This is a genomic window from Nesterenkonia rhizosphaerae, from assembly GCF_039544555.1.
Classification (GTDB): Bacteria; Actinomycetota; Actinomycetes; order Actinomycetales; family Micrococcaceae; genus Nesterenkonia; species Nesterenkonia rhizosphaerae.
In genome coordinates, this window is sequence record NZ_BAABLW010000007.1 from 1573825 (window position 1) to 1599175 (window position 25351).

General features: G+C 61.9%; 25 protein-coding genes, 1 tRNA gene and 1 other RNA gene. 12 read left to right on the forward strand and 15 right to left on the reverse strand.

The genetic code is table 11. The annotated features are described in order from the left end of the window. Positions 1-17: 17 nt before the first annotated feature. The 7 genes from ABEA23_RS13100 to ABEA23_RS13130 form a co-directional block, all read right to left on the reverse strand. On the reverse strand, positions 18-1304 hold the full coding sequence (locus ABEA23_RS13100; protein WP_345478446.1) for a Y-family DNA polymerase: 1287 nt from the start codon (positions 1302-1304) through the stop codon (positions 18-20). Between the two features lie 6 nt (positions 1305-1310). Beyond that, on the reverse strand, positions 1311-1742 hold the full coding sequence (locus tag ABEA23_RS13105) for a LexA family protein (RefSeq protein WP_425577185.1): 432 nt from the start codon (positions 1740-1742) through the stop codon (positions 1311-1313). A 57-nt stretch (positions 1743-1799) separates the two neighbouring features. After that, on the reverse strand, positions 1800-2402 hold the full coding sequence (gene pgsA / locus ABEA23_RS13110) for a phosphatidylinositol phosphate synthase (protein ID WP_345478447.1): 603 nt from the start codon (positions 2400-2402) through the stop codon (positions 1800-1802). Continuing rightward, positions 2402-2971 carry an HIT family protein gene (locus ABEA23_RS13115; RefSeq protein ID WP_345478448.1) on the reverse strand — a complete coding sequence of 190 codons (570 nt, stop codon included), beginning with the start codon at positions 2969-2971 and terminating at the stop codon, positions 2402-2404. Before ABEA23_RS13115 ends, pgsA begins: the two co-directional genes overlap by 1 nt. Continuing rightward, entirely contained in the window at positions 2972-4864 is a 1893-nt protein-coding gene (thrS, locus tag ABEA23_RS13120; RefSeq protein WP_345478684.1) for a threonine--tRNA ligase, read from the reverse strand. 191 nt (positions 4865-5055) lie between these two features. Next, entirely contained in the window at positions 5056-6009 is a 954-nt protein-coding gene (locus tag ABEA23_RS13125) for an Fpg/Nei family DNA glycosylase (RefSeq protein ID WP_345478449.1), read from the reverse strand. A 21-nt stretch (positions 6010-6030) separates the two neighbouring features. Further along, on the reverse strand, positions 6031-6504 hold the full coding sequence (locus tag ABEA23_RS13130; RefSeq protein WP_345478450.1) for a ribose-5-phosphate isomerase: 474 nt from the start codon (positions 6502-6504) through the stop codon (positions 6031-6033). 312 nt (positions 6505-6816) lie between these two features. Between ABEA23_RS13130 and ABEA23_RS13135 the strand changes: the two genes are divergently transcribed. The 6 genes from ABEA23_RS13135 (at position 6817) to ABEA23_RS13160 (ending at position 11393) form a co-directional block, all read left to right on the forward strand. Then, positions 6817-7242: a globin gene (locus tag ABEA23_RS13135; protein ID WP_345478685.1), complete on the forward strand. Its 426-nt coding sequence runs from the start codon at positions 6817-6819 to the stop codon at positions 7240-7242. Positions 7243-7281: 39 nt separating this feature from the next. Continuing rightward, positions 7282-7354: transfer RNA gene (locus tag ABEA23_RS13140), tRNA-Arg, on the forward strand. Between the two features lie 239 nt (positions 7355-7593). Beyond that, the gene (locus tag ABEA23_RS13145; RefSeq protein ID WP_345478451.1) at positions 7594-7938 is read left to right on the forward strand and encodes an ArsR/SmtB family transcription factor; all 345 of its coding nucleotides are present in this window, start codon (positions 7594-7596) and stop codon (positions 7936-7938) included. Between the two features lie 12 nt (positions 7939-7950). Next, the gene (locus tag ABEA23_RS13150; protein WP_345478452.1) at positions 7951-8421 is read left to right on the forward strand and encodes an SRPBCC family protein; all 471 of its coding nucleotides are present in this window, start codon (positions 7951-7953) and stop codon (positions 8419-8421) included. A 123-nt stretch (positions 8422-8544) separates the two neighbouring features. Next, a complete protein-coding gene (locus tag ABEA23_RS13155; protein ID WP_345478453.1) occupies positions 8545-10077 on the forward strand; it encodes a DUF2079 domain-containing protein in 1533 nt (510 codons plus the stop codon). A 38-nt stretch (positions 10078-10115) separates the two neighbouring features. Next, on the forward strand, positions 10116-11393 hold the full coding sequence (locus ABEA23_RS13160) for a glycosyltransferase (RefSeq protein ID WP_345478454.1): 1278 nt from the start codon (positions 10116-10118) through the stop codon (positions 11391-11393). Here ABEA23_RS13160 and ABEA23_RS13165 read toward each other — a convergent pair. Continuing rightward, positions 11381-12394: an acyl-CoA thioesterase gene (locus ABEA23_RS13165; protein WP_345478455.1), complete on the reverse strand. Its 1014-nt coding sequence runs from the start codon at positions 12392-12394 to the stop codon at positions 11381-11383. The genes ABEA23_RS13160 and ABEA23_RS13165 overlap by 13 nt on opposite strands. A gap of 78 nt (positions 12395-12472) precedes the next feature. Here ABEA23_RS13165 and ABEA23_RS13170 point away from each other — a divergent pair, with 78 nt between their 5' ends. Together ABEA23_RS13170 and ettA are read left to right on the forward strand one after the other, a co-directional pair. Then, entirely contained in the window at positions 12473-13123 is a 651-nt protein-coding gene (locus ABEA23_RS13170) for a DUF8185 domain-containing protein (protein ID WP_345478456.1), read from the forward strand. Between the two features lie 175 nt (positions 13124-13298). Next, complete coding sequence (ettA, locus tag ABEA23_RS13175) at positions 13299-14981, forward strand: energy-dependent translational throttle protein EttA (RefSeq protein ID WP_345478457.1); 1683 nt, start codon at positions 13299-13301, stop codon at positions 14979-14981. Between the two features lie 75 nt (positions 14982-15056). Here ettA and ABEA23_RS13180 read toward each other — a convergent pair whose 3' ends face one another. The 4 genes from ABEA23_RS13180 to ABEA23_RS13195 all read right to left on the reverse strand — a co-directional run bounded on the left by ABEA23_RS13180 (position 15057) and on the right by ABEA23_RS13195 (position 18850). Then, on the reverse strand, positions 15057-15656 hold the full coding sequence (locus ABEA23_RS13180; protein ID WP_345478458.1) for a single-stranded DNA-binding protein: 600 nt from the start codon (positions 15654-15656) through the stop codon (positions 15057-15059). A gap of 209 nt (positions 15657-15865) precedes the next feature. Beyond that, positions 15866-17311: a glyceraldehyde-3-phosphate dehydrogenase gene (locus ABEA23_RS13185; RefSeq protein ID WP_345478459.1), complete on the reverse strand. Its 1446-nt coding sequence runs from the start codon at positions 17309-17311 to the stop codon at positions 15866-15868. A 149-nt stretch (positions 17312-17460) separates the two neighbouring features. Further along, positions 17461-17826, reverse strand: an RNA gene (gene rnpB / locus ABEA23_RS13190) — RNase P RNA component class A. Between the two features lie 34 nt (positions 17827-17860). Further along, positions 17861-18850 carry an aldo/keto reductase gene (locus ABEA23_RS13195; RefSeq protein ID WP_345478460.1) on the reverse strand — a complete coding sequence of 330 codons (990 nt, stop codon included), beginning with the start codon at positions 18848-18850 and terminating at the stop codon, positions 17861-17863. Between the two features lie 139 nt (positions 18851-18989). Between ABEA23_RS13195 and ABEA23_RS13200 the strand changes: the two genes are divergently transcribed. Continuing rightward, entirely contained in the window at positions 18990-19751 is a 762-nt protein-coding gene (locus ABEA23_RS13200; protein ID WP_345478461.1) for a YaaA family protein, read from the forward strand. A gap of 19 nt (positions 19752-19770) precedes the next feature. Here the strand turns inward: ABEA23_RS13200 and ABEA23_RS14285 are convergent, their stop codons facing one another. Both ABEA23_RS14285 and ABEA23_RS13210 read right to left on the reverse strand, forming a co-directional pair. Next, positions 19771-20454: a reverse transcriptase-like protein gene (locus ABEA23_RS14285; RefSeq protein ID WP_425577186.1), complete on the reverse strand. Its 684-nt coding sequence runs from the start codon at positions 20452-20454 to the stop codon at positions 19771-19773. 51 nt (positions 20455-20505) lie between these two features. Further along, a complete protein-coding gene (locus tag ABEA23_RS13210) occupies positions 20506-21357 on the reverse strand; it encodes a Nif3-like dinuclear metal center hexameric protein (protein WP_345478462.1) in 852 nt (283 codons plus the stop codon). Between the two features lie 129 nt (positions 21358-21486). Between ABEA23_RS13210 and msrA the strand changes: the two genes are divergently transcribed. Genes msrA through epsC form a run of 3 tightly spaced genes read left to right on the forward strand, consistent with a single transcriptional unit; the run spans position 21487 to position 23726 of the window. Beyond that, on the forward strand, positions 21487-22107 hold the full coding sequence (msrA, locus tag ABEA23_RS13215) for a peptide-methionine (S)-S-oxide reductase MsrA (protein ID WP_345478463.1): 621 nt from the start codon (positions 21487-21489) through the stop codon (positions 22105-22107). Positions 22108-22159: 52 nt separating this feature from the next. Then, positions 22160-23092, forward strand: coding sequence for a cysteine synthase A (cysK, locus tag ABEA23_RS13220; protein WP_345478464.1), 933 nt, complete (start codon positions 22160-22162; stop codon positions 23090-23092). A gap of 46 nt (positions 23093-23138) precedes the next feature. Beyond that, positions 23139-23726 carry a serine O-acetyltransferase EpsC gene (gene epsC, locus ABEA23_RS13225; RefSeq protein WP_345478465.1) on the forward strand — a complete coding sequence of 196 codons (588 nt, stop codon included), beginning with the start codon at positions 23139-23141 and terminating at the stop codon, positions 23724-23726. 76 nt (positions 23727-23802) lie between these two features. On the opposite strand, the gene gndA is transcribed toward epsC, so the two are convergent. Further along, the gene (gndA, locus tag ABEA23_RS13230; RefSeq protein WP_345478466.1) at positions 23803-25260 is read right to left on the reverse strand and encodes an NADP-dependent phosphogluconate dehydrogenase; all 1458 of its coding nucleotides are present in this window, start codon (positions 25258-25260) and stop codon (positions 23803-23805) included. Positions 25261-25351: the final 91 nt, after the last annotated feature.

Genomic DNA, 25351 nt, shown 5'->3' on the forward strand with positions numbered 1-25351 from the left:
CCTCCTGAACCCAAGCCTCAACAGGCCCTGACTTCGAGGACTTCATCCCATCGGGTGGTGTATCTCGGGCTCATCATTTCGCGTCTCATCTCCCAGTCTGCTGCGGTGCGCAGCCCGCCGCGTCCTAGTCCGATGGCTTCGGCTCCGGCCCTGGCGCGGACTTGCTCCATCAATGGCCCCAGGGCGCGGCTGTCCTGGTCTGGGGTAAACAGATCGAAGGCTGCCTGCTGACCAGCCGGCGAGAGGCCGGTCAGCGTGATTCCGGCTTTGGTGTAGCGCCGGCCTTCCTCGATCAAGGGCAGGAGTCGCTTCGCCGCCCGCATCAACGTCACCGGGTCGCTGGTCGGCGACGGCAAGGAGGCGGTCGCCGAGGGCGAATGGAATGCACTCTCGGCTTCTGGTCCCGTACTGTGCCATGAAGTCATGGCCCAGGCCGTTACTGTTCGCGCTTCGGTACTGCGCTTGTTCAGGCGCGAACAGGCCCGCTGGGCATAGCTGGAAAGCACCTGATCCATCACCTCGCGCGTGGTCACCGGTGCCGAGAAGGACCGGCTGAAGACCAGCGAGTCCCGGAACTCTCGTTCTTCCTCCAGTTCGATACACGCATGGGAGTTCAACTCCATCACCGTGCGCATCAGCGGGAGCCCATGGCGGCGCCGAATAAGCTGCGGATCAGCCGCTTTGAGGTCAGCCGCTGTGGTGATGCCAAGTGCTTCAAGTTTGGCAGCACTGCGTCGGCCCACACCCCAGAGCTGCTGGACCGGAAGACTCTCCAGCAGGGACACTCGGTAATCACTCGGCAGGGCCTCCCAGACGCAGATTCCCTGCATCCAGCCGATGCTCTTGGCGGCCAGGTTCGCCAGTTTGGCTAAGGTCTTGGTGGCACCGAGCCCCACTCCGACGGGAAGGTCGAGCCTCCGGGCAATATCGGCCTTCACCGTGGCAGCGAAGCTCCGGGCAGCCTGCGGCTGGCCCTCAAAGAGCGCGAACGCCTCGTCGATGCTGTACTTTTCCACCTGACCGCTGTGCTCAGCGATCACCTGTAAGAAACGGTGGCTCATATCCCCGTAGAGCTCGTAGTTAGACGAGCGTGCCACTAACCCACGCTGCGCTGCCGTAGGCGCGAGCTTGAACCAGGGCGCACCAACGCTGATCCCTAGCTGTTTCGCCTCCCGGCTCATGGCAACAGCACATCCATCATTATTGGACAGCACAACAACGGGCCTGTCCCGAAGGCTGGGATCAAAGACTCTTTCGCAGCTCACATAGAAGCTGTTGACATCAATAAGCGCAACAAATTTCACACCTGGTCACCGCAGACTGTGCAGACACATATATGCCACGCCCCAGATGATCAGCTCTGAGAGTTCGGGCACCTCGATATCCGAATACTCGGGGTTCTCAGCCTGCAGCAGGACCCCAGTGGAGGTGAGCCTCAAGCGCTTCACCGTGAGCTGTCCATCAAGCACAGCGACCACCACATCCCCGTCGCGCGGTTGCGCGCCTTTGCGGATGAGCAAATGATCACCATCGCTGATCCCCGCGTTGACCATGGAGGAACCGGAGACTCGTGCAATATATGTTGACGGTGGATCATGAACCAGATGCTCGTGAAGGTTGATGGTTTCGCTGACGAAGTCCAGGGCGGGTGAGGGGAACCCCGCTGGAACGGTAGTGGGCAGCACAGTGAGCTCGCTGGGTGCAGCAGATTCCTCAACGGGGCGAAGCTCAGTGATAGTCACAGAACCAAGTATCGTTCGAATGTGTGTTCGATACAAGCCCTTGGGTGCCTGACGGGATTAGCGTGCTTGCCGCGCCACCGAGGCCATACGTTGGATCACCGTCAGCAGGGAGGCAGCTGCGAGTACGGTGAGCACCACCTGGAGCACGATCAGCGGAAGCCCCAGACCAGTGAAGCCGGTGAACACCAGGGTGAGTACCATGCGCTCTGGCCGCTCCGCAATACCCACATCGGCACGGTATCCCAACGACTCGGCCTTGGCGCGGATATAGGAAACCAGCATTCCCAGCATCAGGCAGACAGCCGCCGTGGTGCCCAGCCAGTAATTCTCCCCGCCGGTGAAGAACCAAAGCAGCAGGCCCAGGAACACCGCACCGTCCTGCACTCGGTCCAGGACAGAATCAAGAAAACTGCCCAGCTGTGAGCCCTTATTGCTCAGGCGAGCCATCAGCCCATCGATCAGGTCGCTGAAGACAAAGAGTGTGATGAAGACTGTGCCCCAGAAGAGCTCACCCATGGGGTAGAAGATCAGGGCGCCGGCGGATACGCCGAGGGTACCGATGACGGTGACGGCGTTAGGTGACAGTCCCATCCTCAGCAGAGCTTTGGCCACCGGGGTGAAAAGCGCGCCGAAGAACGCCCGAGCGTACTTATTGAGCATCAGTCCTCCGCGCCCCCTGCTGTGTCAGGCCACGCTTGCGCTACCAGACGCCGGATCTCTCCGAGAGTGGCCGAGAGAGACTTTGTCTGCGCAATGATCGGCAGAAAGTTGGTATCCCCGCTCCAGCGCGGGATCACGTGCTGATGAAGGTGCGCTGCGATACCTGCTCCACCGGCTTTGCCCTGATTGATGCCCAAGTTGAAGCCCGCTGGATGACTCTGGGCCCGCAGGGCACGCATCGCATCCTGGGTCAGAGCGGTGAATTCGGCGGCCTCTTCTGGTCCAAGGTCCGTCAGATCCGGTACATGTCGATAGGGACATACCAGCAGGTGCCCCGGGTTATAGGGGTAGAGGTTCAGCAGGACATAACAGGTTCGACCACGATGGACGATCAGTGACTGCTCATCCTCGCGCTTCGGGCCAGCGCAGAAGGGACAGTTGTCCTCACCGGTGACCTGGTCCTGCCCCTTGACCTGATACGCCTCGCGATGGGGCGTCCAGAGCCGTTGGAAGGCATCAGGCACCCCAGGCAGCACGTAATTATCGGTGTCCCAGGGTGCCTGGTTCATTTAGGCCACGCGGTCCTCAATGGCCTTAACAATGCGCTCAACAGCCTCATCCACCGGCACCTGGTTCTCCTGGCTGCCGTCACGGAAGCGGAAGGAGACGGCACCGGCTTCTGCATCCTCTCCCCCGGCGATGAGCACGAACGGGATCTTGTCCTTGGATGCGGTACGGATCTTCTTGGGGAATCTCTCGTTGCCATCGTCCAGCTCCGTCCGCACACCCTTGGCCTTGAGCTTGGCTACGACCTCAGCGAGGTAGTCGTTGAAGGGCTCGGCGACCGGAATGGCGCGGACCTGCACTGGTGCCAGCCATGCCGGGAAGGCGCCTGCGTAATGCTCGGTGAGCACGCCGAGGAAACGCTCGATGGAGCCGAAGAGTGCCCGGTGGATCATCACGGGACGCTGGCGAGTCCCGTCAGCTGCGGTGTATTCCAGGTCGAAGCGCTCAGGCAGGTTGAAGTCCAGCTGGATAGTGGACATCTGCCAGGTACGGCCGATGGCATCCCGGGCCTGTACGGAGATCTTCGGACCGTAGAAGGCGGCGCCACCCGGATCGGGCACCAGCTCCAGCCCGGACTCCGCTGCCACGTCGGCCAGAGTCTCGGTGGCTTCCTCCCAGATCTCATCCGAGCCCACGTACTTCTCAGGGTCCTTAGTGGACAGTTCGAGGTAGAAATCGTCCAGCCCGTAGTCTTTCAGCAGCCCCAGCACGAAGTTCAACGTGCCGGTCAGCTCAGACTTCATCTGCTCTCGAGTGCAGTAGATGTGGGCGTCGTCCTGGGTCATTCCGCGCACCCGAGTCAGGCCGTGGACCACGCCGGACTTCTCATAGCGGTAGACAGAGCCGAATTCGAAGAGCCGCAGGGGCAGCTCACGGTAAGAACGTCCCCGGGAGTCGAAGATCAGGTTGTGCATCGGGCAGTTCATCGGCTTCAGGTAGTAGTCCTGGCCGGGCTTGATGACCTCGCCGGTCTGCTCATCACGCTGTTCATCCACGTGCATTGCCGGGAACATGCCATCCTTGTACCACTCGAGGTGGCCGGAGACTTCGTAGAGCCGCCCCTTGGTGATGTGCGGTGTATAGACGAACTCGTAGCCGGCTTCCTCGTGGCGGCGACGTGAATAGTCCTCCATCACACGGCGCAGCACACCGCCCTTGGGATGGAATACCGGCAGACCCGAGCCGAGCTCGTCGGGGAAGCTGAAGAGGTCCAGCTCATTACCCAGACGGCGGTGGTCGCGGCGTTCGGCCTCGGCCAGTCGTTCCTTGTAGGCCACTAGATCGTCTTTGGTAGGCCATGCAGTACCGTAGAGCCGCTGCAGCTGGGGGTTGGATTCTTTACCCCGCCAGTAGGCCGCTGCCGAGCGCATGACGGCGAAACCATTGGCGATCAGCTTGGTGCTGGGCAGATGCGGGCCACGGCACAGATCTGCCCAGACCCGCTCTCCCTTGCGGTCGACATTGTGGTAGATGGTGATGACATCCCCGCCGACCTCAACGGAGGCGTCGTCGCCGGCTTCACTGCCGGAGCCGAGGAGCTCGAGCTTATAGGGCTCATCAGCCATCTGCCGTTTGGCCTCGTCGAGGTCCACTACTTCGCGCTCGAAGGTCTGACCGGACTTGACGATCTTCTGCATGGCCTTTTCGATCTTCTTCAGATCCTCAGGCGTAAAGGGGTTCTCCACGTCGAAGTCGAAGTAGAAGCCGTCCGTGATGTAGGGGCCGATGCCCAGTTTCGAACCTGGGAACAGCTGCTGGACTGCTTGAGCCATGACGTGGGCGGCGGAGTGCCGCAGCACGTTGAGACCGTCGGGCTCGCTGATATCTACCGGCTCAACAGAAGCGCCGTCGGGGATCTGGCGGGAGAGGTCCCAGAGCCGACCATCGACGCGCATCACCACGGTGGTGGCCTGATCAGCGAAGAGCTCAGTGCCGGTGGTGCCCTCAGTCACAGTTGTCGGCTGACCGCCGAGACTGATGCTGATGGATGCGGACGCGGCGTTTTCGCTCACTGGGAATGCTCTCCTTGATAGCTGGTGTCTCGGTCACCGGTGGCACCGGAACTGACCCTGAGATTCTACGGTACTTAAGCCTGACTGCGACTGTTGTCCTGACAGCCTGGGCACCAGTACAGGCGCCGTCCTTGCAGCTCCCGCATGGCAATAGCAGCACCACATCGCAGGCAGGCTGTGTTGTGGTGCTGATACACCGAGTGGCGACGCAGTTGCTGATTCTGCTGTGCCGCATGCCCGGCACGATAATCATGGACATCATCGCCGGTGGCGGCACTGCTGTGCGCAGTACGCAGAGTTCGGATGACTCCCTCTTCATATCCCTGGCGCAGCTGGGTGGTCAGGGTGTTCCACAGTGAGTCGATCTGTCTGGGGCGCAACTGCTGGGCTGGGGTGTCCGGGTCGATGCGCTCAACGAACAGTGACTCAGCGCGGTAGATATTGCCTACCCCGGCTATCACTGCCTGGTCCATCAGTGCCGCGGCAATACTGATCCGCCGTCGCGCGAGATTGCTGGCGAACTGCCCTCGGGCACAATCGTCCACGGTACCTTCGGGCTGGCGCAGCGGGTCCGGTCCCAGCTTGGCGATGACAGTGTGATACTCATCTTCGGTGATCACCGCACAGGTGGCTGGACCTCGCAGGTCTGCCCAGCCGTGACGGCTTTGGACTCTTGCCCGAACCGCGCCGGCAGCTGGTTCCGGAATGATCCATCCGTCCTCGGCGTAACTGGGCTGCAGCTGTTCGACGGCGGCTCGTGGTGCCCCAATGCTGGCAGGGCCGGCGAACTGTTCGTCACCGCGGAAGCTGAAGGCCCCGTAGAGCCCGAGGTGGACTTGCCAGATCACGCCGTCGACGTGAAGGAAAAGGTGCTTGCCCCACGCTTCAGCTCGTTCGGGGACCTCGCCGTCTAGACGAGCAGCGCCTGCGGTGAATCGACCTTGTGGGGAGGAGACTCGCCATTGTTGACCGGCAAAGAGCCGGTGCATCTGAGCAGCGAGACGATGCAGGGTATGACCTTCGGGCACGTCAGGCAGGTGTGAATCGGCTCAGTCGAGGATTTCCCCGGTGTTCTCGTAATGGGTGATCTTGCCGATGCGCCGACTGTGGCGTTCCTCATTGCTCCACTGACCTTCGAGGAAGGCGTCCACGATGGCGGTGGCCTCTTCTAGGCTGTGCTGTCGCCCGCCGAGTCCTACCACGTTGGCGTTGTTGTGCTCACGGGCCAGCCGCGCGGTATCCAGGTTCCACGCCAGTGCGGCCCGGATGCCTTGAACCTTATTTGCCGCAATCTGCTCTCCATTGCCGGAGCCGCCGAGAACAATGCCCAGCGAGTCCTGACCTTCGGCCTGCTCCGAAGCAACAGCCTCTGCGGCTTTGAGGCAGAAGCCCGGGTAGTCATCGGCGGCGTCGTATTCCGCCGGACCGTGGTCGATCACCTCGTATCCTTTGGCTTTCAGGTGCTCCACCAGATGAGCCGAGAGCTCCATTCCGGCATGGTCAGTGGCTATGTGGACGCGCATGGGGACCTTCCCGTATGGGGTTTAAGGAACAAGCGGGCACCATCTTATGCTTAAACGACTATGACAGAAGAGCACCGCGAGCTCCCCAAGTTCTCCCGCCGTCTTGGTGCGCCCATCGCCACGATACGGCCAGTGGGCAAACCTCCGTCCCAGGTGACCGGGCGCCCGGACAGGCAGGCACACCAGCCACCTGCCGCGGCTCAAGAACCGCAGACCAACGACGACGGCGCCGAGCTGACCCCGGTGACGTCCCCGCAGGAGCGCACGCACCTGCCACCGGCGCTGCGCCCCATGCCCACTGACTTCGGCGTGATGCCAGGACCCGACGGCTCACCGGTGCCGGCGGAGCCGGATCCCGACGCGGTGAATCCGGAGAGCTTCTACGCCCAGGTCGGCGGGCGCCAGACGTTCCAGAAGGTCGTGGATGTTTTTTACGACCAGGTCGCAGAGGATCCCGATTTTCGGGCCATGTATCCAGAGGAAGATCTCGGCCCTGCTAAGGAGCGGCTGCTGCTGTTCCTTGAGCAGTACTGGGGCGGCCCGCGGGCTTACCAGCAGCAGCGCGGTCATCCGCGTCTTCGGATGCGCCACATGCCTTTCCGAGTCGACGCCGAAGCCCGGGATAAATGGCTTCGCTTCATGCGCAAGGCCGTCGATGCCGCTGAACTCTCACCCCTGCACGAGCAGGTGCTGTGGGACTACCTGGAGCGCGCCGCGCACTCCATGGTCAATGCCTGAATTCGGTAGACTTATCCGCCGGGCTGCCTCTCGGCCCGCGCCTCAGTAGCTCAGGGGATAGAGCAGCGGCCTTCTAATCCGCCGGTCGGGGGTTCGAATCCCTCCTGGGGCACACGGCTACATCCCAGTAAATACAAGGCCAACGGGCCCGTTCCACCTCCAAAGGAACGGGCCCTTTCTTGTACCTGTGACCATGACTCTGACCACATTCGGTCTCTGGCTGCCTTGTTCTCCCGCAGCGCTGCCGCTCTCCGGGCACCGACGTTCTTCACCTCAGCCGACGCCGGCTATTGACGAAGAACGCGCCACCGTGCATTAATTAAGCATCCGCTTTATTAAGGAGTTGGTGAAATGACTGCTGGGGACACTCTGAGTATCGTCTTCGCCGCACTAGCCGACCCTACGCGTCGAGCCATCCTCAGCCGGCTCGCGCAGGGACCGGCCACGGTGAGCGAGGTCGCTGAGCCGTTCCCACTGAGCGCTCCCGCGATCTCCCAGCACTTAAAGGTCCTGGAACGCGCCGGGCTCATTACCCGAACAGTACGAGCCCAATGGCGAACCCTTTCGATGCACGCCGAGCCCCTTGATGAGGCCGCCGCCTGGGTCGAGCGGCAACGCCGCGAATGGAATCTACGTCTCGACAGTCTCGAAACTCATTTGGACACCATGAAGACCAAACCGAACATCGATCCCTAAGGAGACCGGGCCATGACAACACCTCAACCCTCATCGACGAACGCCCCGCACTTTTCCATCACCCGCACATTCGATGCGCCTCGAGACCTCGTCTGGCGTGCTTGGACCGACGAATCCGAGCTCGCCCAGTGGCTGTTCCCCTTCGGGGTCTCCACCGACAGCATTTCCTTCGACGTCCGTGTCGGCGGCCGCTATCGGTACACGATGACCAATGACCAGACAGGCGAGAAGTTCCCGACAGGAGGAGAGTTCCTCGTGGTCGAGCCGACAGACAAGCTCGTCTTCACCTGGGGCAACCCCGACGCGCCGGTCAACGATTCACCCGTTGTCACGCTCACTTTCATTCCCCGCGGCGACAGTACCGAACTCGTGTTCCACCTGCGCGGGTACTCCGGCAACCCCGGGGACGGCTTCGTCTACGACGGCTGGGATGAGGCGCTCACCAACTTGCACCGGCACCTCCTAGCCAAAAAACTGCCCTGAGCTCATGGTTGGGAAATGACACCCGCGCGACCACCGGCGATACCATAGAACGTCCTACGGCGACGCCGCGTACGCCGGTGGACCGCCACAGAAGCAACTCACTCGCACCACCAGGAGCTCTACTTGCCGCTGCGTCACAAAGTTCATCTCGGACTGGTCATGGCGGCCGGCTCTCTCCTGGCATTGATCCATTCTCTTCTGCGCTTCCGGAACTTCGAGGCCAAGGGTTATGACCTGGGGATTTTTGACCAGGCGGTTCGGCAGTACGCGATGTTCAAAGCACCCATCGTCCCCATCAAGGGCGAGGACTTTCATCTCCTAGGTGACCATTTCCATCCGATCCTGGTGCTCTTCGCGCCGCTGTACTGGATCTGGGACGACCCGCGAATGCTGAATGTCGGCATGATCGGACTACTGGCATCTACTGCCATTCCGGTCTACTTGGTGGTGCGCGGTTGGTTCTCTCATGTGCCGGCGCTGCTGAGTGCGGCAGCCCTGTTGCTGTGGTGGCCCTTCCAGGCAATTGTGAACTGGGACTTTCACGAAATCGCCTTTGGTGTACCGATCATTGCCTGGATCATCTGGGCTATTGAACGACGTCGAATGTGGTGGGCCGTTGGCCTCTCTGCTGTGCTGCTGGCTGTGCGAGAGGACATGGGCGTCACACTCTTCGCCATCGCCTTAGTCCTCGCCATCCGCCGCGCCTGGCTGGCTGCAGCGATCACGGCTGGCCTCGGCATCTTCGGCTACTGGTTGGCGGTCGAGACAGTGATCCCGCACTTCTCCCCCGCTGGCGAGTTCGTCTACTGGCAGTACACCTCTCTGGGTCCCTCTGCCGGCGCGGCAGTACTGTTTATCCTCACCCAGCCGTGGAACGCCGTCGTCGTGCTGTTTGACCACTCCCTGAAGGTCAGTCTGTGGCTGCTGCACTTCGCGCCCCTGCTGTTCCTGCCCTTCCTCTCCCCCTATGTGCTGCTGGGCGCACCGATACTGCTCTCCAGACTCTTCAACGATCGCCTCAACGTGTGGTCGCCGGTCTATCAATACGACGCGATTCTCGCGCCGATCTTCCTGCTGGGGGCTATGGACGTGATTCGGCGCCTCGTCCATCAGGGTGTGCTGATTCCGCGAGTGCCCTGGGCACGGCGTCGCACGGACCGCAGCTCAGGCGATGCCGTCTCCGAGGCTCCAGTCGGCGCATCCGGAGTTCGCGGGCACCTGCCAGTAGCAATTCCTGCGCTGCTGCTGGCCTGCGGCGTCGTCGGCTCCTTGCTCTTTCCGCAGGTCTTCCCGTATCAGCGCACGCTCACCGGGCATAACTGGTCCATGTACGAGCGGGCGCAGGCCCATGAGCGCGCAGTGAAGATGATCCCCGATGGTGTCTGCGTGGAGGCCGCCGATACTGCGGTGCCGCATCTGGTGGACCGCACCTACGTGGGACTCAACGGGACCACCGCCGAGGAGGACCTGCAGTGGCTAATCATCGACGAACGCGCTGCTGAACTTGGCGGCTCTCATCCGCTCACGCCGGAGGAGGCCTTCCAACGCGCAGAACGCTTGGGCTTCGAACCGGTCAGCGAGGATGACATGGGACTATGGGTGCTGCGGCGCGATATTCCCACAGCCGAGAAATGCGGCGACTATCTCTCGCGATAACATGACAGAGCCCCAGCACGCCATCCCCGGAGATTCCTATGCCCACTGACGCTGTACAGCGCGTGGTCATGCTCAGCCTGCACACCTCTCCCCTGGCACAGGCGGGAATGGGCGACGCCGGGGGGCTGAATGTCTATGTCAATGCGCTCTCCCAGGCCCTTGTTGCCCAAGGCGTGGAAGTCGACATTGTCACCACAGACCTGGACCTTCCCACCGTAGATACCGCCGCGCAGGAAGGCGGCCAGGACTTCAGTACTACCTTGACCGATGGTCGGCGGCTTCATTCCTTGCATGTCCCGCGCGGGTGTCGTCAAGACAAGACCCAGCTGCTTGAATGCCTGGATTCCCTGTCGCAGCGTGCCGCTGAGGTGCTGAGAGCCGCCACAAGCACCACGGTGGATGTGGTGCATTCGCACTACTGGCTCTCCGGTTTAGCGGGTCTGACCCTGGCTAAGGAACTGGATGCGAGTCCAGTGCATACCATGCACACCATCGGGGCGATCAAGATCGAAAGGGACCCCGCCACCCAGGAGGATCCGCGTCGCCATGATGCTGAGGCTCGAATCGCTGCCGAGGCCGCCGCGCTGACCGCCAATACTGAGCGGGAGCGGCTGGACCTGGAGCGCCTCTTTGAGGTACCGCGATACAGGATCTCACTGGTCAAGCCCGGGGTGGATCTGCAGATTTTCCATCCTCCCGCCGCCGGTGACCCGCGGCATCTCCGGCGTGGCGATCGGCCCCTGGAACTGACCTTCGCGGGCCGACTGCAGCCGCATAAGGGTCCCCAGGTTGTGGTGGAGGCACTGGCGCATCTGCGTCGAGATCACCCTGAGTTGACGGTGCACCTCACTGTTGCCGGCAGGCAGAGCGGACCTGATGCCATCGACATCGAAGCTCTCGCCGCTGAGCACGGGGTGGACGACGTCGTCGTGCATCGCAAGCCGCTGCCCCACGATGATCTGGCGACTCTGTTCCGCCGCTCAGATGCGGTCCTTGTGCCTTCCTACAGCGAGTCTTTCGGCCTGGTGGCGCTAGAAGCCATGGCCTGCGGCACACCAGTGCTTGCCCACCGTGTTGGTGGACTGGCCGAACTCGTCAGGCACAACAGCACCGGTCGGCTCATCGATTCGCTGGATCCGGCGGACTGGGCCGCTGAGATTGCCGGGCTGTCCGCAGACCCGACACGCTGGAGGCAGTTCTCACACCACGCTGCAGAACTTGCCCGCGGCTATTCCTGGGAAGCCACTGCGGTGCAGGCTATGAGCGCCTATAGCCACGCACGGCAAACTACTCTCAGCACTGATCAGCCGCTATAGCGTGACTGCCAGGCGCTGGAGTACTTCTGGTTGAGCTGGCGCTGGGTTCGACCGTTGTTCACCACGGTCTTCTGGATGGTTTCCTGGATACGGGGGCGAATGCCCTGCGGCGGCCGCACCATACCTTCCTGCGCAACAGTGGCCACCAGCAGACCTTCGCGGCTGTAGATGGACCCAGTGCTGAGTCCGCGGGCGCTTTGGGCGCTGGGGCTGTCTTGGACGTAGAGCAGCCACTCATCTGCCCGGGCCGGCCGGTGCCACCACAGCGCATGATCCAGGGAAGCCATCTTCAGCCCGGGCTTAGCCCAGTACAGACTGTGTCTGCGCAGAATCGGTTCCAGCAGGGTGTAGTCGGAGGCGTAGAGGATGGCGGCCCGGTGCACATTCGGGTCATCTGGCAGCGCGGTCTTGGTCTTCATCCACACTGCACTGGTGGGACGCGCTTCTCGGTCCGCCTCAAGGTAGAGCGGACGATCGATATGCCGGATCTCGAAGGGTCGGCCGCGTCCCCATTCCTGGATGATCGGGTGTTTCACATGCCCCACGAGTTCCTCTGGGGAAGCCAGCTCCTCCGGATCCGGAATGCCTGCGGGCATCTGAGCCTGGTGGGCTGGTCCCGCCGAGGGACGCTGGAAGCTGGCGATCATGGACAGAATCGGTTTGCCGTTCTGGTAGGCCTGCGACCTTCGCGCGGAGAAGGAGCCGCCATCGCGCAGCCGCTCAACCTTGATCTCAATCGGCTTGCTGGCATCACCGGGACGCAGGAAGTAGCCGTGCACCGAGTGGATGGCACGCTCTGGGTCGACGGTATGCATGGCAGCGGTCGCTGACTGGGCCAGGACCTGACCTCCAAAGACCCGCCAGAAGGCCTGCTCGAAGACCGGAGCCAGAAACTGGTCCTCGCCGTCGGCGTCGTTCTCCAGCTGCTCCAACTGGAGCATGCCCACCAGCTGATCCACCGCTTCCTCAGATGTGGGGATACGGAATTCACGGTCGGGCATGGGTCTCCTTGGTGGGTCCTTACGGCTGACAGCGAAGCGGTCCGGTTTGCGGCTCCGCGCTCTGACAGAATCAATCCTATGACCCAGCAGCTGCATTTCGCCGAGGCCGCAACACTGCAGGACCTCGGTACCTACGTCAAGCGGGCCCGGCGCATCCAGGAACAGGGCATTCGACTCCAGGCAGTAGGTTCCGTACTGGCCGCTTGGGTGCCGGTGATGACTCCCAATACTCTCACCTCCGGGGTACCGGCCGTCCTGGGTTTGCGCACTATGGCATTGGCGGAGCCCACGACGACGGACGCTACGGTGGAGCTGGGTTCTATCAGCGAGCGGTTGGCCCGGCTTAATCCGGCCGAGGTGACCCTTCCGCTGCCGCCGAGCCGGATCAACGCGCCTTGGGCAGCGGTGACTCCCCCGCGTTCAGGCTGGGAGGCTGTAGGGGCTGAATCAGACCAGCGGTTGCGTGAAGCCGCCGATGCGGGGATCGCGGAGATCGCGCAGGCGGTGCCGACCAGCGCCGGAGCCCATGTTGTGGAACAGGTGCGCGAAAAAGTCTGGGGCCGCCGGCTGGCCGCGGCGGGCATCGACATTCCTGCCGGAGCTGCCTTCGGTGCGTTGTCGCTGGGGTTCCTCAGCGGCGAGGAGGGGGCTGAGACCCAGATACACCGCCTCGGGCGCTGGCTGCGGCTCAGCTCCGCTGGCGGGTTCATCCTCTGCCGAACGCCGTAGCGCTGCGCCTTACCTTCCCGCTCTGGCACCGCCTCATAAGAACCAAGATATCTGAACGGCCGCACACGGTGCAGGGCATGAGTTGGCGTCAGCGGCTAGGCTTGTAGCGAGAACGGCTGCCTCTTACGGCGCGCCCGATTACATCCGACACCGGTAAGGACACTTCAGATACACAATGGCTGAGTTCATCTACACCATGGTCAAAGCCCGCAAGAAGGTGGGCGACAAAGTCATCCTCGATGACGTCACCATGTCTTTCTACCCTGGCGCCAAGATCGGCGTCGTCGGCCCCAACGGCGCAGGTAAGTCCACGATCCTGAAGATTATGGCGGGCCTGGATGAGCCCTCCAATGGCGAGGCTCGGCTCTCGCCAGGCTACTCGGTGGGCATTCTCCTGCAGGAGCCCCCGCTGAACGAGGAGAAGACCGTTCTGGGCAATGTCCAGGAGGGCGTCGGTGAGATTTACCAGAAGCTCGTTCGCTACAACCAGATCTCCGACGAGATGGCTAACCCCGATGCGGACTTCGAGGCGCTCATGGAGGAGATGGGCAAACTCCAGGAAGAGATCGACGCCGCGAATGCCTGGGACCTCGACTCGCAGCTCGAGCAGGCCATGGACGCCCTGCGGTGTCCTCCCGGCGATGAGCCCGTCACCCACCTCTCAGGAGGTGAGCGCCGCCGCGTCGCGCTGTGCAAGCTGCTGCTCTCCAAGCCAGACCTGCTGCTCCTGGATGAGCCCACTAACCACCTCGATGCTGAATCGGTGCTGTGGCTTGAGCAGCACCTTGCTTCCTACGAAGGCGCCGTGCTGGCAGTGACCCACGACCGTTACTTCCTGGACCACGTGGCTGAGTGGATCTGTGAAGTCGATCGCGGACGGCTCTACCCCTATGAAGGCAACTACTCCACCTACCTGGAGAAGAAGCGTGCCCGCCTCGAGATCCAGGGCAAGAAGGACCAGAAGCTGGCCAAGCGACTCTCCGACGAACTCGAATGGGTCCGTTCGAACACCAAGGGTCGCCAGGCTAAGTCCAAAGCTCGTCTGGCCCGCTACGAGGAGATGGCCGCAGAGGCCGAGCGGACCAAGAAGCTGGACTTCGATGAGATTCAGATCCCCCCGGGCCCGCGTCTGGGCACCCAGGTCATTGAGGTCAAGGATCTGAAGAAGGGCTTCGGTGACCGGACGCTCATCGACGGGCTGTCCTTCTCGCTGCCACGCAATGGAATCGTCGGCGTGATCGGTCCTAACGGTGTGGGTAAGTCCACCTTGTTTAAGACCATCGTGGGCTTTGAACAGCCCGACGACGGCGCTGTCACTATCGGTGATTCGGTCAAGATCTCCTACGTGGACCAGAACCGCGAGAACATCGATTCGGAGAAAAGCCTCTGGGAGGTCGTCTCCGATGGACTCGATTACATCCACGTGGGTGCTGTGGAGATGTCCTCGCGCGCATATGTCTCAGCTTTCGGGTTCAAGGGGCCTGATCAGCAGAAGAAGGCCGGGGTGCTCTCCGGCGGTGAGCGCAACCGCCTGAACCTGGCCCTGACCCTGAAGCAGGGCGGCAATTTGCTGCTGCTCGATGAGCCCACTAACGACCTCGACGTCGAGACCCTGGGTTCACTGGAGAACGCGCTGCTGGACTTCCCCGGTTGTGCGGTGGTCATCTCTCACGACCGGTGGTTCCTGGACCGCGTAGCGACACATATCCTCGCCTGGGAGGGCACCGAGGAGAACCCGGCGAACTGGTATTGGTTCGAGGGTAACTTCGAGTCCTACGAGAAGAACAAGGTCGAGCGCCTGGGACCGGATGCAGCACGTCCCTCACGTGTGACTCACCGTCGCCTGACCCGCGACTGATCGAAGGTCTTCAGCTGATCCGACGGCGGCATGTCACCTTATCTGACATGCCGCCGTCGGTGTATGCGCTGGCCTTCAAAAGGCCGGCTCGCGCTCCTGGGCTGCGGCATCCCAAGACACTGCGCCGGTTCCCGAGGACACTGCGCCAGCATTGGTGTCGGCGCTCTCCGCCAGGTGATCGGCTCCGGCACCAACGGGAGCGTGTTCTCCGGAACCGCCCTCTGATGTTTGCCCTGCAGAGGACAAGGAACTATCGCCCTGCCGGCGATCGCCTGTCTCATCATGTCCCTGGTGTTCGGCATCCTGCTCACTTGCGCCATGACGTGCCTTGGTGAAGGCGGAGGTGCCGAAGGCTAGATCATGCCCGATGCCCTGGGCGGCGATCTCAATTTCAGTACCTTTGCTGTTTTCAGACTCCCAGCTGCGAATCCGCGGACGACCGCTGACGACCACCGGATCACCTTTTTGAATAGAGCTGGCAATGTGCTCCGCCAGCTTCTGGAAACAGACGATGGTGTACCAATTAGTGGTCCCCGAGACCCACTCTCCGTTGTCTCGGCTGCGCCAACGCGGCGTGGAGCCCAATCGGAAACTGGCGATAGCCAGACCAGATTCAGTAATCCTCAGCTCTGGAGCAGTGCCGGCGAACCCGCGCACCGAGATTGAGTCAGACATCGAGGTCCCTCCCTCATTCACGGCCAGTGGAGTGTGGTGAACCAGCATGGGCCGTGAGCAGCACGCCGGTTCACCACCGAGTCTGCTACCGGCAGATACGCCAAAGGGGTGGCCCTCCCACCGCCTGTGGATTCTCTGGCGCGTACACCGCCAGCACCACAGTCTGGGGAAAACCACCCCTTCAAGGCTCCGTGAGCCAATGACAGGGACTAGCCCAGCTTCGGGTATTTCACCGGCTCGGACTGCGTAATGTGCTCAAGTACCCGCACCACTTGAGCTGAATAGCCGAACTCGTTGTCGTACCAGACATAGAGGATGGCCTGCTTACCGTTGACAATAGTGGCCAGTCCGTCCACAACGCCTGCAGCACGCGAACCGACGAAGTCCGTGGAGACCACCTCGGTGGAATCGATATAGTCGACCTGGCTGTGCAACGGTCCTTCCAGCGATTCCTTGCGCAGGAAGGTGTTGAGTTCCTCTTTGCTGGTCTCCTTCTCCAGCTCAAGGTTCAGGACAGCCATTGAGACATCCGGGGTAGGAACACGGATGGCATTGCCGGAGAGTTTGCCCGAGAGCTCCGGCAGGGCCTTGGCTACCGCTTTGGCGGCACCAGTTTCGGTGATAACCATGTTCAGCGCAGCCGAGCGGCCGCGGCGCTCACCCTTGTGGTAGTTGTCAATCAGGTTCTGATCGTTGGTGTAGGAGTGCACCGTCTCCACGTGCCCGTGGTCAATGCCGTAGGCGTCCTGCATCAGCTTCACCACCGGGGTGATGGCGTTGGTCGTGCAGGAAGCCGCCGAGAGCAGCACGTCCTCGTCGGTGATGTCACTGTGGTTGACCCCGTAGACGATGTTCTTGATATCGCCCTTACCTGGTGCAGTCAGCAGGACCCGGGCGGCACCCTTGGACTGCAGATGCTTGCTCATACCCTCTTCATCCCGCCAGATCCCGGTATTGTCCACCACCACGGCGTCCTGGATACCGTAGGCGGTGTAGTCCACCTCTTCAGGAGCATTGGCGTAGATCACCTGGATATAGGTTCCGTTGGCGATGATGGCCTGGTTCTGCTCATCGACTCGGATGGAACCGGCGAAAGGACCGTGCACCGAATCGCGTCGCAGCAGAGATGCACGCTTAGCCAGGTCATTGCCCTTGCCCTTGCGGACCACGATGGCCCGCAACCGCAGACCCGAGGCAGAGGAGGCATGCTCGACCATGATCCGGGCCAGGAGACGGCCAATACGTCCAAACCCATAAAGCACGACGTCGCGCGGCTCGGCCCGGCCTTCTCCCCGCCGTCCGACCACATCGGCGAGCTCCTCTCGCAAAAACGCCTCGAGGCTGGAGGTGCCGGAGGCCTTGTACTTATTGTTCAGACGGGCCAGATCGATGCTGGCTGCACCCAGGTCTAAAGTGGTCAGGGCCTGCACGATAGGCAGTGTTTCGGAAATCGGGAGTTCGTGTTCATCCACCTGACGGGCAAAGCGATGGGCTTTGAGAATGTCGATGGCGGACTGGTTGACGAGCTTGCGACCGTAGATGCCGGTGACGACGTTGTTCTCCCGGTACAGCTTTCCGATGAGAGGGATCATCGCTTCGGCCTGGGCCTCGCGGTCGATCCAGCTGTTGAGGTGCTCGCTCACGGGTGCGGACACAGTGTTGTTCCTCCTGCGTAGACGTCATTGTCTGTAGCTGGGCGATTCGCCCAGTGCCGAAGAAGAGTCTACGTGAGGCGCTGCTGCCCGCAGACGCGGGTGGGCCCGGAAACAGTCAGTGTGATGCACCTCATACACAAGGAGGAGAAGGGGCGGGCCGGCCGGTAAGCCGGGTTCTGTCGTGGACCATCATCCATCTGGGTCCCGTGTTGCCACGGGCCTCAAGCGGTCAACCCGGATGCTCGGGCGGGCAGCCCTAGTCACGCATCCTGTTCGACCTTGCTCCGAATGGGGTTTGCCGAGCCACACCGGTCACCCGGTGTGCTGGTGGTCTCTTACACCACCGTTTCACCCTTACCCGGTCTGGCGACCAGCCGGGCGGTCTGTTTTCTGTGGCACTGGCCTGCGGATTACTCCGAGTGGGCGTTACCCACCATCCTGCCCTGCGGAGCCCGGACTTTCCTCGGCGCTGACCTGTTAGCTCAGGTGAACGCCGCGATGGTCTGGCCGACCCGTCCCTTCATCCTGTCCATACTACGCCGGGTCAGTTCAGTGCTGCGGCAGCGGAGCCTGCGCGGAGATCAGGTCCTGCTCCCTGAGCTCTGCCCAGAAGGCCGCTGGAATCTCTTCCTTCAGAGCCTGAAGGTCCTCGGTGATTCGCTCGGGGCGGCTTGAACCGGGGATCACTGCCGTGACTGCTGGGTGGGCGGTGGAGAACTGCAGCGCTGCCGACTTGAGGCTGACCCCGTGGCGTGCGGCGACCTCCCGCAGCGCCTTGATCTTCTGCGCAATGTGCTCGGGGATCTCCGCGTAGTCGAAGTGCTCTCCGCCCAGCAGTGCACCGGAGTTGAAGGGACCACCGACGACAATCCCGGCACCCTGCTCTGCTGCTTTGGGCATCATGCGCTGCAAGGCGTGCTCGTGCTGCAGCAAGGTGTACTGGGTGGCTGAGAGGCTCATCGTCGGAGTGGTTTCTTCAAGGTCCAGCGCCAGCTCAATGGGTTCAGTGGTGTTCACACCCAGCCCCCACCCGGAGATCACGCCTTCATCCTGCAACTGGGCAAGTACCCGGAAGGCACCCTGTCGCGCCTGGTCGAACAGGCTGATCCATTGGTCGCCGTAGAAGTCTGGAGAGGTGTCATGAACGAAGACGAAGTCCAGACGATCAGTCTTGAGTCGGTTGAGGCTGTCCTCGATGGAACGCTTGGTGGCATCGGCGCTGTAATCGGTGGTGATCTTGTAGGGATGTCCGTGTTCGAAGAGACCTTCCTTCTTCTCGGTTTCGGCCTCAACCACCCGGCCAACCTTGGAGCTGAGCACGTAGTCATCTCGGCGATAGCTTGAGAGCACTTCGCCCAGGCGTTCTTCGGCCAGGCCCGCACCGTAGAACGGGGCGGTGTCGAAGTATCGTATGCCCTGGTCCCAGGCCGCCTGGACCGTGGCCAGTGCCTCGTCCTGGGGGATGTCGCGGAACATATTCCCCAGTGGGGCAGTTCCGAATCCGATCTTGTCCTTGAGCAGTTCCTGCAGTTCAGCCATGGGGTTCGGCTCCTTGCCTGTTGATCGGCGGTCAAAGACGTCAACGGACTGATGAGGTCCGCCACCTGCTGGTAACGGCTGATGCATGCAGTTTCTTCCCATCGCAGCTGATCAGCGCTGGCGTTGCTAGGGTAATGCGGTGCAAATTTTCCTCCCTCCTTCAGAAGGTAAGACTCCCCCTGCCCACGACGACGGCGCTCGCCTGGACCTTCAAGCTCTTACTCTCCCTGAACTGGGCTCGCCACGTGCCCAGGTGCTCCACGCGCTCGTGCGGGTCAGCGCACAGGAGGATGCCCAGCAGATCCTGAAGGTCGGAGCAAAAGTCATGGCAGAAGTGGAGGCCAACACCCGACTCACCGAAGCCCCCACAGCCGCTGCCTGGCAGATCTATACCGGGGTGCTCTTTGACGCACTAGACGCCGGCAGCCTCAGCGGCGCGCAGTTGCATCGCGCTGAACGGCAGGTGCTGATCTTCTCCGGACTTTTCGGTGCCACCGGCTTCACCGACCGCATCCCTGCCTACCGGCTCGCCATGGACGTCGCCCTCGACCCGCTGGGCAGACTCGCCAGTTATTGGAAGAAGGAGCTCGCCGCGACCATGGCTGATCGTGTCGGTGACCAGCTCGTCGTGGACTGCCGCTCGGCCACCTACGCCAACGCATTCAAACCCGCGGCCCAGCAGACTCTGATGGTCAATAACTTCACCGTCAAGGACGGCCAGCGCAAAGTGGTCACACATTTTGCCAAGCATGCCCGGGGTGAACTCACCGGGATGCTGCTGCGCGCGGAAGCAGAACCGCAAACTATCGACGACGTCGTGGCCGTAGCCTCCCAGCGATGGACTGTGGAGATTCGCGAGTCAGACGGGAAGAAACCGCATCAGTTGGACCTGATCAGCTGATGCGCTTCTGCTGACCGCCTTACACGAGCATCTGCCGGACATCATCAGCGGAGACACCCAGCTCATTGGCGATCCGCATCGGGGAGATTCCCGCCTCACGGGCGGAGCTCACAGCTGCGGCTCGCGCGGCCACCAGCTTCTCTAACCGCTTCCGCTGCTGAAGCACCTGGTCATGGGCCTCAGCGATCCGCCGGATGATGGCCTGCTCGGTATGCTCCGTCGTGGACTGTCCTGGCTCGTCTGCCTCGGCGGCAGGATCGATACTGATCTCACTGGTCGAGGGATCCCACGAGGTACCAGCGGCTGAGGCGTCCATAGCCTCATTGCTGAGCCGGTCGGCGTCGCCGTTCTGCGCCCGGGGAATCCAGGTGTAGGACACCTGCGAGTTCGGCAGAATCTGCTTGGCTTCCTGGGCCAAACGCTTCATATCCTCGTGCTTGATCTTCCAGCGCCCGCTCATCTGTTCCACCACCAGCTTGGAGTCCATGCGGACTTCCACCTGCGCGGCAGGGTTCAGCGCTGCGGCTAGTCGCAGGCCCTCAATCAGCCCGGTGTACTCAGCCACATTATTTGAAGCCTTCCCCAACGGCACGGCCGTAGTGGCCAGTATCCGGCCCTCAGCGTCACGGACCAGCGCACCGGCACCGGCAATCCCGGGGTTGCCGCGGCTGCCGCCGTCGGCCTCAACAATCAGATCAGTCACGACCAGAGACCTTACCCTGCTGCCGCGTCTGAATCACCAGCTGCCTCGGGCTCAATGGCCAGGTGTGATCACAAAGTCCCACGGATCACTGTTAAGTCCACTGACCGCCACTTCCACCTCATATCCCCGGTCGGCCAGCAGGCGGTCCAGGGCCTGAGCCGCGGCCGGTAGCCACATCCATTCGGAGGCGAAATGCGAAACGTCCATCAGATACGGCCGGCCGCTGCCCAGTGCAGCAGCCTCGCGCGCCTCCGAAGCCGGGTGATGGCGCAGGTCAGCGGTGATGTAGACATCGGCCTCTGCCTCGCGCGCCGCCCCCAGCAGGGAATCCCCGGCCCCGCCACAGAGCGCCACACGTTGGATAAAGGCGTCTCTATCTCCTGCCACACGCACCCCACCGGCCACAGCCGGCAGAATGCCGAACACTCTTGCGGCGAATTCGCCCAGCGTCGTGCCCTGCGGGAGAGTACCGATGCGTCCGAGCCCCTCTTCGGGCAGCCCGTCCTGTGCGGGCTTCAATGGGGCGGTGTCCTGCAGCCCCAGGATCTCGGCCAGTACATCATTGACACCACCCACAGCGGAGTCGCCGTTGGTATGGGTGGTCAGTAGTGCACAGCCGGATTCGATGAGCCGGTGGATGACCGCGCCCTTGAACGTCCCCGCCTCCACGCTGGTGGCTCCGCGCAGCAGCAAAGGGTGATGAGTGATGAGCAGGTCCGCCCCCGCCTCACAGGCTTCATCAACGACGGCGGCCACCGGGTCCACAGCGAAGTGAATCTTCTTCACCGCAGAGTCTCTGCGTCCGGCCACCAGGCCCACAGCATCCCAGTCTTCAGCCAGGCTCCGGGGCCACAGCTCTTCGACGATATCCAGCACTGCCTGCAGAGAGGGAGTCTCAGTCATAGCCCCATTCTTACCCGGACCCGCCTGTGACTGCGGGTGGAGCCGCGGCAAGTCTGCATATCTCCGCTGATGAAGTCGTCAGGAGCAACCTGCAGGAATTCCACCGCCGGTGCACCGGTTGCAGAGACTATGACTGAGAATTCTCGTCCTGCCGACCTCTTCAGCGCACCGAGTGGCAGGTTGCGCACGGTGGTGTTGGCTGCTGGGTGCTTCTGGTGCTTAGATTCCATCGCCCGGCGGCTCATCGGAGTTCATTCGGTGCGCAGCGTCTACACCGGTGGAAGCGGCCCTGCCAATTATCAGGCTGTATGCACGGGATCCACCGGGCACGCTGAGGCCGTGGAGATCACCTTCGATCCTGAGCAGCTGCCGGCTGAGGTGCTCTACCAAGTATTTTTCTCCACCCATGACCCCACCTCATTGAATCGCCAGGGGCACGACGTCGGGACTCAGTACCGCTCCGCTATGTTCTTCTCCTCAGCAGTTGAGCGGGAGGAGTTCCAGGAGGCCATCACCGCCGCGCAGCAGCACTATGACAAACCGATAGTCACGACCCTGGAAGCTCTTGGTCCTGTCTTCGAGGCAGAAGCTGAGCACCAGGATTTCCATACTCGGCGGCCCGATGTGGGCTACTGCCACTTCATCATCGATCCGAAGATCAGCTACCTGCGCAGGCACTGGGCCCAGTGGCTCCGGGAGAATCAGTCAAGCAGCGTCACCGGGCATCTCCGGCCTGGCCTCGGGCGATAGGCTAAGCACCGAGGATCTTGAACAACTCCCTCCCCACCGAAAGGTTCATCTTATGGGCATGCTCAATAACATCACTGAAGCTGTCGGAAACACTCCCCTGGTGCGGCTCAACCGGCTCGCCGCAGACCTCCCGGGCAACGTGGCAGTCAAGCTTGAGTTCTACTCCCCCGCCTCCTCGGTGAAGGACCGTATCGGCACCGCGATCATCAACGCCGCCGAAGCAGCAGGCGTACTGAAGCCCGGCGGCACCATTGTGGAGGGCACCTCCGGCAATACCGGTATCGCCCTGGCGATGGTCGGTGCGGCCCGAGGTTACCGCGTGGTCCTGACTATGCCGGAGACTATGTCCACCGAACGGCGAGTGATGCTCCGCGCCTATGGTGCCGAGATCGTGCTGACTCCAGGTGCTGACGGCATGCGGGGAGCCGTAGAACGGGCAAAAGCCATCGTGGAAGAGACCGACAACGCGATCTGGGCGCGCCAATTTGCCAATGAGGCCAACCCTAATGTGCATTACGCCACCACGGGTGAGGAAATCTGGCGTGATACCGACGGCGCCGTCGATGTCCTGGTTTCCGGGATCGGCACCGGCGGAACTATCACCGGTGCAGGCCGAAAACTGCGTGAGTACAATCCAGACCTGCATATTGTGGCAGTGGAGCCCGAGGACTCACCTATCCTTTCCGGCGGCGCAGCTGGACCGCATAAGATCCAGGGCATCGGCCCGAACTTCGTCCCAGACATTCTGGACACCGAGATCTACAACGAGGTGATCCAGGCCAACCTGGAGCGCGCGGTCAGCACCGCACGGGAGCTGGGGACTAAGGAGGGCATCCTGGGCGGCATCTCAACCGGCGCCAATGTTGCCGCGGCCTTGGAAGTGGCAGCGCGGCCGGAGATGCAGGACAAACTCATTGTGACCCTGGCTTGTGACTTCGGCGAGCGGTATATCTCCACGCTGCTCTATGAAGACATCCGCGGCTGAGCCTCGGAACCGTAACCCTGTGATTGTTTCTGTGAAAGGCTGACTCTTGGGTTTCTTCTCCCGTATGCGCGAGGATATCGCCAGCGCTCGCGAACACGATCCCGCTGCCCGCAGCAATATTGAGATCGTGTTGGCATACTCCGGTCTGCACGCTGTCTGGTCCCATCGCGTGGCTCACAAGATGTGGCAGGTCAAGGCGCTGAAGACCCCTGCGCGCATACTCTCCCAAGTCACCCGGGGACTTACCGGGATAGAGATTCACCCCGGAGCCACCATCGGGCGGCGGTTCTTCATCGATCACGGCATGGGTGTTGTCATCGGCGAAACCAGCGAAATCGGTGATGACTGCATGCTCTACCAGGGGGTGACCCTTGGCGGGCGTTCTTTGGAGCAGACTAAACGCCATCCCACGTTGGGCGATGGCGTCGTCGTCGGGGCAGGTGCCAAAGTGCTGGGTCCGGTGGAGATCGGTGCCGGCTCCGCTATCGGAGCAAACGCTGTAGTGGTGAAATCCGCACCGGAGAATTCAATCCTGACCGGCATACCCGCCAAGGATCGCAAACGGTCGCCCGAGGAGCATCAGCCCGCGGTTGATCCCGCGGAGTACGCCCTGGACCCTGCCTTGTTCATCTGATCCGCAGCTGATTCACAACGACGACGCCCGGCTCTCCTTCAAGGAGGCCGGGCGTCGTCGTCAGGGGTGAACTTCTCTACATCTCCATCTCGGAGCGGTCTTCGCTCCAGCGAGTGTGGAAGGTACCTGGCTTATCAACCCGCTCATAGGTATGAGCCCCGAAGTAATCACGCAGCCCCTGCGTCAACGAGGCCGGCAGTCGATCACGACGCAGACTGTCGTAATAAGCCAATGATGAACTGAACACCGGCGCTGGCACACCATAGGTGGCCGCGGCAGCAACCACGCGTCGCCATGCGGGCAAGCACTCATTGAGCGCCTCGGTGAAGGCCGGGGCCAGCAGGAGATTCTTAGGCCGCTCCTCCGGGACCTCGTAGGCCTTCATGATGGTATCCAGCAGATCCGCCCGGATAATGCAGCCCGCCCGCCACAACGAAGCAATGGTCCGCAGATCCAGCTCCCAACCGAACTCGGATCCAGCGGCAGTGAGCATATCGAAGCCCTGCGCATAGGAGACCAACTTCGAGGCATAAAGCGCTTTACGCACATCCTCCACGAAGTCCTGCTGAGCATCCTGCTCTGAATAAAGCTCCTCAGCACTGACAACACCATTAATCCCAGCAGAGAAGACCCGGGACGTCTCCGCGCGCAACTCACGCTGTGAAGAGATAGAACGGGCGAACACCGACTCAGCAATCGTGGTCACCGGAGAACCAACCTCTAGACCCGAAATAGCAGTCCAGCGACCAGTGCCCTTCTGCCCAGCGGAGTCAACAATGACATCCACCAGCGGACGACCAGTGAGTTCATCCTCCTGCTCCAGTACCGCAGAAGTGATCTCAATCAGATACGACGCCAAATCAGTGGTGTTCCACTCCCGGAAAACCCCAGCCTGCTGAGCCGGCTCCAACCCAGCCAAAGAGCGCATCAGATCATAGGCCTCACCGATGACCTGCATATCGGCATACTCAATGCCGTTGTGCACCATCTTCACGTAGTGCCCAGCACCATCAGTGCCCACCCACGCGCAGCAGGGCTCACCGTGGTATTCGGCAGCGATCTTCTCCAGCATCGGGCCCAGCGCCTGGTACGATTCCCGCGATCCACCGGGCATAATCGAAGGCCCGTTGAGTGCGCCCTCCTCACCACCGGAGACACCCACACCGACGAAGTGCAGCCCCTTCTCCCGCAGAGCCGCTTCGCGCCGTCGGGTCTCTTCATAGAAGGAGTTACCGGCATCAATGATGATGTCGCCTTCTTCCAGCAGCGGGAGAAGTTCATCAATCACCGCATCCACCGGGGCACCGGCCTTGACCATGATCAGCACCCGGCGCGGACGCTCCAAGGACTGGACCAACTCGGCCAGGGACTCAGTGCGCACAAAGTTGCCCTCGTGCCCATAGCTGTTCAGCAGAGAGTCCGTACGTGCCACAGAACGATTATGCAAAGCTACGGTGTAACCGTTTCGAGCCAGGTTCCGGGCCAGGTTCGCGCCCATGACAGCAAGACCGGTAACTCCAATATCAGCGCTCATTATTCTCCTCTGCTGGGGAAAGTGATCAGCCATCATCCTACGCGCATCGTCACGCCCCAGCGCATCAGCACGTCAGCACGCCCGCAACGAC